Origin of the sequence: Arthrobacter sp. 7Tela_A1 (genome assembly GCF_049311065.1) — a bacterium.
Taxonomy (GTDB): Bacteria; Actinomycetota; Actinomycetes; order Actinomycetales; family Micrococcaceae; genus Arthrobacter_B.
On sequence record NZ_JAXIOO010000042.1, the window covers coordinates 16,853 to 29,495 of the forward strand.

At 64.7% G+C, this 12,643-nt stretch carries 12 protein-coding genes; 6 read left to right on the forward strand and 6 right to left on the reverse strand.

Annotated elements, in window-relative coordinates; all coding sequences use genetic code 11:
• Positions 1-138 precede the first annotated feature (138 nt).
• Genes TVB01_RS14345 through allB form a run of 5 tightly spaced genes read left to right on the forward strand, consistent with a single transcriptional unit; the run spans position 139 to position 5,844 of the window.
• Positions 139-1,533 (forward strand): NAD-dependent malic enzyme, encoded by a 1,395-nt coding sequence (locus TVB01_RS14345; protein WP_422456588.1) that lies wholly within the window; start codon positions 139-141, stop codon positions 1,531-1,533.
• Positions 1,530-2,822: a DUF6986 family protein gene (locus tag TVB01_RS14350; RefSeq protein ID WP_422456589.1), complete on the forward strand. Its 1,293-nt coding sequence runs from the start codon at positions 1,530-1,532 to the stop codon at positions 2,820-2,822. Before TVB01_RS14345 ends, TVB01_RS14350 begins: the two co-directional genes overlap by 4 nt.
• On the forward strand, positions 2,823-3,635 hold the full coding sequence (locus TVB01_RS14355; protein ID WP_422456590.1) for a bifunctional allantoicase/(S)-ureidoglycine aminohydrolase: 813 nt from the start codon (positions 2,823-2,825) through the stop codon (positions 3,633-3,635).
• Positions 3,636-3,643: 8 nt separating this feature from the next.
• Positions 3,644-4,489, forward strand: a complete 846-nt coding sequence (locus TVB01_RS14360; RefSeq protein ID WP_422456591.1) for a hydroxypyruvate isomerase family protein — start codon at positions 3,644-3,646, stop codon at positions 4,487-4,489.
• On the forward strand, positions 4,486-5,844 hold the full coding sequence (allB, locus tag TVB01_RS14365; RefSeq protein WP_422456592.1) for an allantoinase AllB: 1,359 nt from the start codon (positions 4,486-4,488) through the stop codon (positions 5,842-5,844). Before TVB01_RS14360 ends, allB begins: the two co-directional genes overlap by 4 nt.
• 24 nt (positions 5,845-5,868) lie before the next feature.
• Here the strand turns inward: allB and TVB01_RS14370 are convergent, their stop codons facing one another.
• From TVB01_RS14370 to TVB01_RS14380, 3 genes are all read right to left on the reverse strand, one after another.
• Positions 5,869-7,272, reverse strand: coding sequence for a DUF222 domain-containing protein (locus TVB01_RS14370; RefSeq protein ID WP_422456593.1), 1,404 nt, complete (start codon positions 7,270-7,272; stop codon positions 5,869-5,871).
• A 103-nt stretch (positions 7,273-7,375) separates the two neighbouring features.
• Positions 7,376-7,909, reverse strand: a complete 534-nt coding sequence (locus tag TVB01_RS14375; RefSeq protein ID WP_422456594.1) for a metallophosphoesterase family protein — start codon at positions 7,907-7,909, stop codon at positions 7,376-7,378.
• A 175-nt stretch (positions 7,910-8,084) separates the two neighbouring features.
• On the reverse strand, positions 8,085-8,630 hold the full coding sequence (locus TVB01_RS14380; protein ID WP_422456595.1) for a helix-turn-helix transcriptional regulator: 546 nt from the start codon (positions 8,628-8,630) through the stop codon (positions 8,085-8,087).
• 386 nt (positions 8,631-9,016) lie between these two features.
• Here TVB01_RS14380 and TVB01_RS14385 point away from each other — a divergent pair, with 386 nt between their 5' ends.
• Positions 9,017-9,574 (forward strand): maleylpyruvate isomerase family mycothiol-dependent enzyme, encoded by a 558-nt coding sequence (locus tag TVB01_RS14385; RefSeq protein WP_422456596.1) that lies wholly within the window; start codon positions 9,017-9,019, stop codon positions 9,572-9,574.
• A gap of 21 nt (positions 9,575-9,595) precedes the next feature.
• On the opposite strand, the gene TVB01_RS14390 is transcribed toward TVB01_RS14385, so the two are convergent.
• The 3 genes from TVB01_RS14390 to TVB01_RS14400 form a co-directional block, all read right to left on the reverse strand.
• Complete coding sequence (locus TVB01_RS14390; RefSeq protein WP_422456597.1) at positions 9,596-10,396, reverse strand: hypothetical protein; 801 nt, start codon at positions 10,394-10,396, stop codon at positions 9,596-9,598.
• The gene (locus TVB01_RS14395) at positions 10,393-10,959 is read right to left on the reverse strand and encodes an RNA polymerase sigma factor (protein ID WP_422456598.1); all 567 of its coding nucleotides are present in this window, start codon (positions 10,957-10,959) and stop codon (positions 10,393-10,395) included. Before TVB01_RS14395 ends, TVB01_RS14390 begins: the two co-directional genes overlap by 4 nt.
• A gap of 61 nt (positions 10,960-11,020) precedes the next feature.
• Positions 11,021-12,565, reverse strand: coding sequence for an acyl-CoA synthetase (locus TVB01_RS14400; protein ID WP_422456599.1), 1,545 nt, complete (start codon positions 12,563-12,565; stop codon positions 11,021-11,023).
• Between the last annotated feature and the right edge of the window lie 78 nt (positions 12,566-12,643).

Below are 12,643 nucleotides of genomic sequence, written 5' to 3' on the forward strand. Positions count from 1 at the left end.
TTCACCGTAACGGCGGCGGGGAGGGAAGACCAGCTATTTCGCCCCTCGGATCACAATCCGAACAAATCTCTTGTCATTCCATATGGCAAACAATATTATCCATAATACGGAAATCGTTCGGCTGGGAGGTGGAGAAATATGGCAGTTCCCAGCCCGGGCAATTCGATGACCTTCCGCGTCCACGTGCCCGCGGATTTCAGTGCCGCCAGCGACCTGGCCACGGAGGTCGGCCGCGCCGGAGCAGTCCTGACGGGCCTGGACGTCGTGGAATCGAGTAACCGCGTCCTGCACATCGACCTTACCTGCAACACCATTGATGATGCCCACGCCGCACGTGTGACAGAGCGACTTAAAGCCCTGGACGGCGTTACGGTCGAGAGCGTCACCGACGGCACTTTCGCGATGCACATTGGCGGAAAGATCGCCGTCGCACCTACCGTCCCGCTGGATAACCGTGACGATCTCGCCCGTGCCTACACTCCCGGCGTCGCCCGCGTGTGCAATGCCATTGCCGCCGATCCCGCCGAGGCCCGCCGGCTGACCATCAAGGGCAACACGGTTGCCGTGGTCACGGACGGTTCCGCCGTGCTGGGGCTGGGCAACATCGGTCCGGCTGCCGCATTGCCGGTCATGGAGGGCAAGGCGGCGCTGTTCAAGCAATTCGGCGGAGTGGATGCCTGGCCCGTTTGCCTGGACACGCAGGACACAGAGGAGATCATCCGGACCGTCCGGGCCATCGCTCCCTCCTATGGGGGCATCAACCTGGAGGACATCGCTGCGCCGCGCTGCTTCGAGATCGAACGCAGGCTGCGCGAAGACTTGGACATTCCAGTGTTCCACGATGACCAGCACGGCACCGCGGTCGTGGTGCTGGCGGCCCTGACGAACGCCCTGCGCGTCGTGGATAAGCCGCTGGACGAGGTGCGGATCGTGGTTTCCGGAGTGGGCGCTGCCGGGTCGGCGATCATCCGCCTGCTGCTGGCCGACGGTGCCGAACGGATTACCGCCTTCGGCCGGGAAGGTGTCCTCCGCTCTGCTGATGAGCAGCCCGATCCCACCCGTGCCTGGCTCGCGGCTAACACAAACCATGACCAGTTTGCCGGGGGCCTCTCCGAAGCGCTTGCCGGCGCTGACGTCTTTATCGGGGTCAGCGCACCCAATATCCTCAGCGAGGCTGATATAGCCTCAATGGCTCCGGACGCCGTCGTTTTTGCCTTGGCCAACCCCGATCCGGAAGTGGATCCGGGGGCCGCTGCGCGCCATGCCGCCGTCGTCGCCACCGGGCGAAGCGACTTCCCGAACCAGATCAACAATGTCCTGGTCTTCCCGGGGCTGTTCCGCGGGCTGCTCGACGCCGGCGCCTCCGAGATCACCACGCCCATGCTGGTGGCGGCTGCCCGTGCGATTGCGGAGCGTGTATCTCCGGAGGAACTCTCTGCTGCGTACATCGTGCCCAGCGTCTTCGACCCCATGGTTGCTCCCTCCGTGGCCTCCGCCGTGGAGTCTGAGGCCCTTTCAGAAGGAAATCGATGAACCCGCCCGATACCGCGAAGCTCGCCCTGAGTGCGGAGGATTACGCACGAATCGGAGAATCGCTTCGCGCCACTGATGAACTGCTTACCGCTGGCTATCCCGGCGACGACGGCTCCCGCCAGCCGGTGCATACCGTGTATGTTCCGGCGGATAAGTTCACGCCGGCCCTTGCGTCCGAATGGGGACAGCAGGCCCTGGCTGCGGTGAATGCTCAAGGTGGACTGGAACGCCTGGCGTCCTTGCTTGGCCTGGAGAACCCCGGTGTCCTGGCTGGCCTTGTAGAGGCGAAGCTGGCCTCGGAACCCATCGAAGACCTGCGCCTGGACTTCGAGGACGGCTACGGCCCGCGGCCCGATGATGAGGAAGACGTCCACGCTGCGGAAGCTGGAGCCAACGTGGCCCGCGCTGTTGCTGACGGGACCGCTCCTCCCTTCATCGGTATCCGCTTCAAGTGCTTTGAGGCTGCCACCCGGGACCGCGGGCTGCGGACCCTGGACCTGTTTCTCGGGTCCTTGCTGGACGCGGCACCGAACCGGTCCCTGCCCGACGGCCTGGTCCTTACTCTTCCCAAGGTGAGCGCCGTGGCTCAGGTGGAGGCCATGGCTTACGCCTGCGAACGGCTTGAGGACGTGCACGGCCTTCCATCCGGACGGCTGCGCTTTGAAGTGCAGATGGAGACGCCGCAGCTGATCCTCGGAGCCGACGGAACCGTTCCGGTTGCCGCCGTGCTGCATGCCGCCGGCGGGCGGGTCAGCGGGCTGCACTACGGCACCTATGACTACAGCGCCTCGCTCGGCATAGCCGCAGCGCATCAGTCGATGGAACACCCGGCTGCGGACTACGCGAAGGCTGTCATGCAGGTGGCCGCCGCAGGCACCGGTGTCCGGCTGTCTGATGGCTCAACCAACATCCTTCCCATCGGCGACCCTGAAAACGTGGACCGGGCCTGGGCCCTGCATGCCCGGCTGGTCGCCCGGTCGCTGGCGGCCGGTTATTACCAGGGTTGGGACCTCCACGCGGCGCAGCTGCCTACCCGGTTCCTTGCCACCTACGACTTCTACCGCAGCGGGTTCGCGGCAGCTGCTTTCCGGCTGCGGAACTACGTCCACCGGCTCGAGAGCACCATCCTCGACGAGCCTGCCACGGCCCGGGCACTGGCCCGCTACATCCACCGTGGCCTGGCCTGCGGTGCCGTGACTGCTGCAGAAGTCTCTGAAGCAGCCGGGATTTCCACGGAAGACCTGGCTGGCCTCGCCCACCCGAACACCCCCAAGAGAACCGGATCCTGAGTGAACACCTACTACGCACCCGAGGCCGGACTTCCGGCACAGACCGCATTGCTGTCGGACCGCGCCGTTGTCACAGAGGCCTACACTGTCATCCCGCGCGGCGTGCTGCGGGACATCGTCACGAGCGTCCTTCCGGACTGGGACAGCACCCGCGCCTGGATCCTGAACCGGCCGGTTGCAGGAGGCGCCACCACGTTCGCGCAGTACCTGATGGAGGTCGCGCCGGGCGGCGGCTCACGCAAGCCAGAACCGCAGGAAACCGTGGAGTCGTTCGTGTTCGTGCTCGACGGCGGTCCGCTCATCGTGACAATCGACGGCGAGCGGCACGAACTGACGCCCGGCGGGTTCGCCTACCTTCCCCCGAAGATGGTCTGGACTGTTGCCAACGACGGTGCCGAGCCAGCGCGGTTCCAGTGGATCCGGAAGGCCTACGAACCTCTGGCAGGGCACCTGCCCAAGGTCGTCGTCGGACACGAAAGCGACATTGAACCGGCGGGGATGCCCGGCACGGATAACAAGTGGCGCACCACGCGGATGCTTCCCGTGGACGACCTTGCCTACGACATGCACATCAACGTCGTGACGTTCGAACCCGGCGCCTCGATCCCGTTCGCCGAAACACACGTCATGGAACACGGCCTCTACGTCCTGGAGGGGAAGGCCGTGTACCGGCTGAACGAGGACTGGGTGGAAGTCCAGGAGGGCGACTACATGTCCCTGCGCGCGTTCTGCCCGCAGGCCTGTTACGCCGGCGGTCCGTCGAATTTCAGATATCTGCTCTACAAGGACGTCAACCGCCAGATCATGCTCTGAGCACGCCCATGAGCGATAGTCCCTTGGCTGGCGTACCTGGTGCACGCTGGACCGTGAATTGTTCGATCATGCTGACGGACCTGCCCCTGCTGGAGCGTCCGGCTGCAGCAGCTGCCGCCGGGTTCGAGGCGGTCGAGTTCTGGTGGCCGTTCGATTCGGCTGTTCCGGACGATCTTGAGGTCGATGCTTTCCTGCGCTCGCTCAGTGACGCCGGGATCCGGCTGACCGGATTGAATTTCTTTGCCGGGAACATGCCTGCCGGTGAGCGGGGTGTGCTGTCATCGCCGGCGCGCAGTCAGGAGTTCCGAGCCAGCTTGGAAACGGCCGTCGGGATCGCCCGGCTGACGGGATGCCGGGGTTTCAATGCGCTCTACGGGCTTCGCGACGACGGCGTTCCGGTAGCCGAGCAGGACGAGACGGCGGTAGAGAACCTCATGGTGGCCGCGGACGCCGTCGCACATTTGGGCGGCACGGTCCTCCTGGAACCGCTTAGCGGCACTCCGGGGTATCCGCTGCTGACCGCGGCGGACTGTTTTGAGGTCATTGACCGCGTGCGGAACGGCGGGATGCCGAACATTGCCCTGCTGGCCGATTTTTACCATCTGTCCGTGAATGGGGTAAATGTTCCGGCGCTGATTGCGTCGCATGCTGCGGAGTTTGGCCACATTCAGATCGCTGATGCCCCGGGACGCGGGGCGCCTGGGAGCGGCAACCTTCCCCTGGCCCAGTGGGTTGCCGAGTCTGTGGCTGCCGGATACAAGGTCTTGATTAGCTTGGAATACCAGAGCCTGGCGGCTGATGCCTTTGGCTGGCTGCAGCTGCCGGATGCACAAACTAAGGAGTGCGACGTATGAGCCACGCTGATTTCGATTTGGTCGTGAGAGGCCGGAAGATCTACGCCGCGGCCGGGACGGGTGCCTGGGAGATCGGCGTCCGCGGGGGCACCGTGTCCGCCGTCGTGCCTCTGGGGACGGGGCTGATCGGAGCGCGGGAGATCGAGCTCGCTGATGACGAGGTGCTGCTGCCCGGTTTGGTGGACACGCATGTGCACGTAAATGAGCCCGGCCGGACGGAATGGGAAGGGTTCGCGTCGGCCACGCGGGCTGCTGCTGCCGGGGGCGTCACGACGATCATCGACATGCCGCTGAACTCGATTCCTCCCACCGTGTCGGTGGAGGCTCTCCACGCCAAGCAGGAAGCGGCGGCTGACCAGGCCTTTGTGGACGTGGGGTTTTGGGGTGGTGCCGTCCCAGGCAACACTGCTGATCTGCGTCCGCTGCACGATGCGGGCGTGTTCGGTTTCAAGTGCTTCCTGGTTCATTCGGGGGTAGATGAGTTTCCTCATCTTGAGCCGGCGGAGATGGAGAAGGACTTAGCGGAGCTGGCATCTTTTGACTCACTGCTGATCGTGCACGCGGAAGACCCGGCCGTGATCGAGGCCGCGCCGGAAGCGTCTGGCAGGGACTATGCCGGGTTCCTGGCTTCCCGTCCCCCGTCTGCGGAGAACAGCGCGATCGCCCAGGTCATTGAAGCGGCGCGGCGAACACGGGGACGTGCGCACATTCTGCACTTGTCCTCTGCGGAGGCCCTGCCTATGATCGCGGAGGCCAAGCGCGACGGAGTCCGGCTGACCGTGGAGACCTGCCCGCATTACCTCACACTTTTGGCGGAGGACATCCCCGACGGAGCGACGGCGTTTAAGTGCTGCCCTCCAATCCGGGAGGACGCCAACCGGGAGCAGCTGTGGCAAGGGCTGCTTGACGGGACCATCGATCTCATCGTCTCAGACCATTCCCCCAGCACCCTGGACTTGAAGGACCTGGAAGCCGGCAATTTCGGTGTGGCCTGGGGCGGGGTCTCGTCGCTTCAGCTCGGACTGTCCCTGGTCTGGACTGAGGCGCAGCGGAGAGGGATTGACTTGGAAAACGTCCTGGAATGGATGAGCCACCGACCGGCCGAACTCGCACGGCTGGGACGAAAGGGCCGGCTTGAGGTGGGCGCTGACGCCGACTTCGCCGTGTTTGCCCCAGACAGGACATTCGTGGTCGACGCAACCAGGCTGCACCACAAGAACCCCATCACTCCGTACGCCGGCAAGGAACTGACAGGCATTGTCCAGCAGACGTTCCTGAGGGGTGTAGAGGTCAGCACCGCACCAACCCCTGACACGAACGTGACGCCAACAGGTCGTCTGTTGCGGCGTGACTGAGAGCCGATCCCTAACCCCAGCCACCTATCCTGCCCGGGTTTCCCGCCCTTCCGCGGCGGCAGGATAGCTTCGCAGCCCATAGTCCAACACAGGTTTGACCTGGTAGGTGCGCCCAAGAGTCGATCTCCACTTCAAGACCCCCGGAACCGGTTGGTCAGCGGACCAGAAGCCCAGCGTCTTGTATCTGTGGTGCTTGGGGCAGAGGTTGGCCAGATTGCCGTGCTCGGTGGGACCGCCCTGGGACCATGGGATGGTGTGGTCGATTTCGGTCCGTGGCGTGCTGACGGAACATCCCGGAAAGCGGCAAGTACCGTCCCGCGCCTGCAGCCAGCGTTTCAGCCCTGCTGGAACCCGGCGACGCCGGCCGACTGCCAGAATCTCCCCGGTAGCCGGATCCTGGACCAGCCCTGTCCAATGGAGCGCTTGTTTTGCCAGTCTGCGGGCCGCCTCCGAGCTGATCGGCCCGTAGCCGTTTAGCTCGGCAGCTTTGTCGTCGCCGCCAAAGAGCGTGTCCGCGGGGATCAGCACCATAATTTCGGCGGCGATTCCGGGGACCTCATGAGATGTCTTCCCGTTGACTGCAACCTGCGGCACCGCCGGATCGCCGGGACCTGATCCAAGCATCAGGGAGCTGAAGATGTCTGCCCGCAATTGGTCCACGGTTCGCGTATCCCCGGCCTGTTGCTGTCCCCGAGCAGCCGCCGTCAGCCTAGAGAGGATCGCCTGCCCTGTCTCCGCTGCCACGAAGGCGGTGAACTGGCCCATACCGTCGGGAAGAGGGTCGAAGCCCACTCGGCGTTTCTCTAAGGCGGCACGGTGACGCTCAATCATGGTTTCCGGCCAGCGCCGTTCCCTGATCCGCCGAGCTGCACGCATCAGTTGGGCACAGGTCTGTCCCTCCGCCAAAACCAGCAGCTCGGACTGGAATCCCTGCCGATCCTCTTCCGGGACACTGTCAGCCTGGTCGATGACTGCCTGCGCGTGCCGGTAGCTGATAGCGCCATGGGACAGGCTCGCCAGTGTCTCCGGATAACGGTCGCACAATGCTTCGGACTCGCTGACCAAACGCATCGCTGTCATATGCGGGACCCGCAGCACGGAACCAGCCTCGGCTGCTGTCAGCGACATGGCCATCACCGGATCAGGCTTCTGCAGCATCTCCTCAACATCACGGTTGATGAGTTCCTCCGTGCGGTGCACCACCCTGGCTTGCAGTGCCTGGGCCCAGGCAGTCAGCGAAGCAACCGCCTCCAGCATCTCGACAGCTCCAGCTGCATCCAATGCCGCTAGATCCGCAACGGTCAAAGACCCGCTGAAGCGTCCGGAGATTCCGTCCGCGGGAGTAAAGTCGTTGAGCAAAGCTGCCCCGGACATATCCGGAGCAGCATCTGCACCGGCAACGCCTTCTGAAGCACCCCGTTGTTCCATAAGCCCAAAAGTGCCAGCCTGCTAGAAGGAAACGTCCTACCGCAGGCTACTTTGTGGAAAACATCGGTCCAGAACCGCCACCAGACTCAGCTGTGGAGAGTCGTCAGGAAACCGGCCCCGCCTGCGCCCGCAACCCGCGCAGCGGCAACCGCCGCAGGTCAGCCTCAACCTTCGGACCTTCAACGGTAACGGCCATGTACGTGCAGAACGGCTGCCGGCGCCGGTCAGTGGGCGAACCTGGGTTCAGCAGCCGCAGGCCGCCCGGCGCGACGGTATCCCACGGAATGTGGCTGTGCCCGAACACCAGCAGGTCCGTCCCGGGATAGGCCTCAGCCATGCGCGCTTCACGCCCGCGGGCGGCACCTGTCTCATGCACGACGGCGATTCTCACGTCCTCGACGACGGCGCGGGCGACTTCGGGGAGCCTGGCACGCAGCGCGGGCCCGTCATTGTTTCCCCAGCAGGCCAGCAGCGCACGGGACCGGGCCTCGAGCTCGTCCAGCAAATCCTCGCTCACCCAGTCCCCGGCATGTACCACCAGGTCGGCAGCTTCAACAGCGTCCCAGACCTCGTCCGGCAGGGCCTTGGCCCGCAACGGCAGGTGGGTGTCCGCGAGCAGCAGCAGGTTCGTTGTCATGTTGGCGCTCCTCCCCACGGCGTCTCGGCAGCCCTGGCGGCCGGGGGCCGCCTTCACGGACGCCAGCTCCGGCCTGACTAAGCAGTGTATCCGGGAAGCGCCGCCTGCCGCGGCAAAAGCAGCAACAGCAGCAAAAGCAGCAACAGCAGAAGTACAGGAACAGCCCGGACTCCCATCACCGGGCCTCCCCTGGAACTCCTCTTACCATGCGCGCATACAGGCCAGGGGTCCATCCGGTAGCCGCCCGGAAATCCCGGGAGAAGTGGGACTGATCGGTGTACCCGAGCCGGGCGGAAAGGTCTGCAAGAGACCCTCCGTTCCTCAGCTCCGCCCCTGCTTCCTGCAGCCGCCGCTGCCGGATCAGCCAGCGTGGACTCACACCGAGAAAGCCGGAACACAGCCGCTGGAGTTTCCGCTCCGGTAACCCGAGCGCTTCACAAAGATCCGCAACAGACGCAATCAGCGGATCCTCGACCATGGAGACCACCCTGCCGGCGAGGGCCGCACCGTCATCCGGGTGGCCAAGGGACGCAAGCCGCCCTTCCACGACGTCCTGCGCGGCTCGATGCGCATCCGTACTTCGGGGGTCGGCTCGCATGAGGTTCCGTATCTCCTCCGCAAGGCCGTGCATGAGCGCTATCTCCGAGAGATCGGCGTATGCGTCGGTCAGCGCCGAAACATCGCGGCCCAGCAACGGCCGCCCAACGCCGGGACGGAACATCACTCGGCACCCAGCCGTCGCCGCGAAGCTCCTGCCGTGCCGCAACGGTTGCCGGTCCCATCAGACGGGCGTACGAGTCCGTAATGCTCAGCAAACATACCGGGTGGGTGAGGACCCTTTGTTCGCGAAACCCAGGCTCAGGGACCGACCACACGGGAATCCAGAAAACCTGAAGCCACTCCCGCAGGGAAGTGGAGGGGTCGCGGCGGTAGATCGTAATGGAACCGTCCCCCGGGTCATTGAGGTGTCCCCTGCTGATTTCGTCCAAGGCTTCATCCACGGCTTCGCCTGCCGTCCACACTGACGGATTTGTACAAGACAGGCAGCGGGGCGCGGCCCTAGCCTCAGATAACCCAAACCTGGCAGAAATGACAAGGAGAAGAATCATGACGGAAGCACTGCGAATGTGGCGTGAACGGGCGGACCCGTTTACCGCCGTCGTGAGGGCAGCCGCTGACTGGGACGCGCCGACACCCTGCGCCCAGTGGCGGGCACGGGACATCGTGGCACACATCGTGTCGACGGAGCGGGAGTTCCTGGAGCAGCACGATCTATTGGAAGGCGGCGCCGCAGCGGACACCGGGCCGGTCCGGCAGTGGACCGAACACGAGGAAATGGTGGCCGGTCTGCTGGCAGATCCCGACGTCGCCCGCCGGAGTTTCGCGGGCTACTTCGGCCCCAGCACCATCGGGGAAACCCTTGCGGGCTTTTACGGCGGCGACCTCCTGGTCCACCGCTGGGACCTTGCCGTGTCCCAGGGACTGGATCCGCGGCTGACCGAAATGGACCTCAATGACATCGGAGCAGCCATGGACGGATTCGGCGACCTTGCCTATGCGCCGGGCCTGTTCAACCGGCCGGTGCATGTTCCCGACGGAGCGGACCTGGAACAGCGTGTGCTGGCGCGAACCGGCAGGACGGTGCCGTTCATCGCTGTCAGCTGAGCCGCCGAACCAGCCGCCGGATCAGCTGTTGGCCCATTCCAGGGATGCGGCCACTGAAGTGCTGGAACCGTCTGTGTACTCCACCGAGAGTTCGACGCCGTCCGCCGGGTAATCCCGCAGCTCATCACCCGGGAACCACACCACGAAGTACCCGTTGGCCACGCTGCCCACTACTTCACCCTCGGTTTGGCTGGTGTAGGAGACCCCCACGACGTCGGCACCGGCAGCGCCCACCACCATCGAGAGGTCCCCTGACCGCGTTGATCCCATTCCCATGGAGATGGGAAGGAGGCCCCGGGGTTCCGGCTCAGTTGCGTCCGGCCGTTGGCCGGAATAGCCGAACGCTCCGCCAAAGAGGGAACCATCACTCACGCACATGACAGAAAACCCGTCCTGTCCGGACAGGATGACGGTGGTCCAGTCCCCGCGCTGTTCAGCGATGGCAACTTGCGACCGCATAGATTCTTCGGGAGTGTTGCGGTCCGAAGACCGGCAGGCCTCCGCCGCCCTCTCAGCGTCAGCCGGACTCAGCACCGCTGGAACATTGGTCCAGGTTGCGAAAGCAGGATCACCGCCTCCAAGGGCCGGCAGGGCCACCAACCCCAAAGTCACCGCTGCAGCAGCACCCACGAGGACCCTTCGGCGAACCTTCCTTGCCCTCGGGTCCGGACGCGCCGGACCCGCAGCTGCCCGGTACGCATCCGGTTCCGCAGTCAGGATCCGCTCCAGGTCCCGGTGCGCCCGCAGCCTGTCAACCGGCGCCCCCGACGCGGCCGGATCAAGCGAGCGTAGCAATGCGTCAGTCTGTTCATCTCGCATCATGATGACGGTGTCCTTCCCAGAAGGGGCTGAGGCGTATCAGATGACGCCGGAAGGTGGTCGAGCAGGAGCCGGAGCGCACGCCGGGCACGGCTGAGCCTCAACCGGTAAGCCACTGGTGAGATGCCCAGGACAGCTGCTGCCTGCGGACCGGTGAGGTCTTCGAAGACAGCCAGTCCCAGCGTTTCCTGGTGGGTTTCGGAAAGTACCCTCCAGGCGCGCGCTAGGTCCATGCGACTGTCCGCCATGTCGATGTCTTCGCTGGACACCGGAAGGCTGGCTGCATCAGCCAAACGGAGGCCTAGGCAATCACGCCTTCGATCCCCGCGGAGGCTGTTCAGGAGAGTCTTGCGGCAGATACCGAAGATCCAGGCTCGGGCGTCACCGGAAGGCACGGGCACTTCGTCCATACGGCGCCAAACGACCAGGAAAGTGTCCGCAACGATGTCCTCAGCCCGGTCCGTATCCGTCCGGCGCCGGACGAACCGGAGCAGGTCGGGATACACAGCCGCATACAGCGTCCGGAAGCGCTGCTCGCGCTCCGACTTCCCGGAAAAGTGGGTCATACCACGTACCTGTCCGCCATGCGGGTGAGTGTTTCACACCACGGCAGGCAGAAATCAGGAACTAGCCGGCATGCTCCCGCCGCAGGTCGGCCTTCCGGATCTTTCCGCTGGCCGTCCGGGGGAATTCCGGCACGATCTCAACCGTTTTGGGGATCTTGTATCTGGCCACGCGTCCGTCCAGGTGAGCCGGAACCTCAGCGGGGTCAAGAGTGTATCCGTCCCGCAGGGTGATGATGGCCTTTGGTACTTCGCCCCACTTCTCGTCGGGTATGCCGATCACAGCCACACCGCTGACAGCCTCGAGTTCGCTGATGATCTGCTCAACCTCGGCCGGATAAATGTTCTCCCCGCCGGAAATGATCATGTCCTTGAGCCGGTCGGAGATGAAAAGGAAACCGTCGCCGTCGAAATAGCCCATATCCCCGGAGCGGAACCAGGTCCCGTCGGTGAAGGACGACTCCGTGGCTTCCGGCCGGTTCCAATAGGACTTGATGACGTTCGGCCCGCTGATCTGGACCTCGCCGACCTCTCCCGCAGCGGCAGGCGCGCCATCAGGACGCGTGACACGAACCGACGTGAAAAAGTGCGGAATTCCGGCGGAGCCGGCCTTCTCCCGGGAGCGCGACGGCGGCAGGGCAGTCGCTCCTGGAGCCGTTTCGGTCATCCCGTAGCCGTTGGAGAATCCGAGGCCCCGCTCTTCGTAGGCGTCGATCACCCGCAGCGGAACGGCCGAACCGCCGCAGGTCAGCTTGCGCAGCGAGCTGATGTCGCGCTTGGGCCAGTCCGGATGCTCACACAACAACTGGTACGTGGTGGGCACACCGCTGATGAAGGTGGCGCGGTACTTTTCGATCAGCTCCAGTGTCCGGCCCGGTTCGAAGCGGGTTTCCAGGATGACGGTTGCGCCCTTGAGCAGGTTGGGAAGAACCCCCATGTCCAGCGAGGCAACGTGGAAAAGCGGCGAGATCATGAGCGCCACGTCGTCGCCGGCGACGTCGTAATCCACCAGCACGTTGAAGCAGTTCCAGGCCAGGTTGGCGTGGGTCAGCAGCGCCCCCTTCGGCCGGCCCGTTGTCCCGGAGGTGTAGAGAATGATGGCGCCGTCCTCGAGGGAGACTTCAGCGTCCGCAAACGGGGCCTCATTGGAAAAGCAGTCCTCGTAAGCCTGCACCGGCAGGCTGCCGGCCTCCGCGGCCGCTGCACCGCTGCCGTCATCCACGAGCAGGCGGAGTTCGACGCCGGTCTCCCGGCAGCCGCGGACCGCCAGTTCGTCCAGGGCCAGGGTATTCACCAGGATGATGCTCCCGGAGTCCTGCAGCGCGTACTGGATCTCCGGAGGGGCCAGCCGGGTATTAAGCGGAACAAACACTGCCCCAAGAGACCCGGCAGCGAAAAAGGTTTCCAAGAACGCCGGGTGGTTGTCGCCCAGGAAAGCGACCCTGGATCCGTGTTCCACACCGTTGGCTCGGAGGACGGACGCCAACCGGTTAATCCGGTCGTCCAACTCAGCATAGGACGTGCCGATGTCCCGGAAAATCAGTGCAGTCTTGGATCCCGATTTGACCCGCTGGCGGTGGATCCATGAGCCCAGGCCCTGGTTCTGCATTGCTCGAAGTCCTTCATCCGTGGGGTGAGTTGCCGGAGGTAGAGCGGGGGCGGCCCCGCGGGGCGGCCCGCCCCGCGC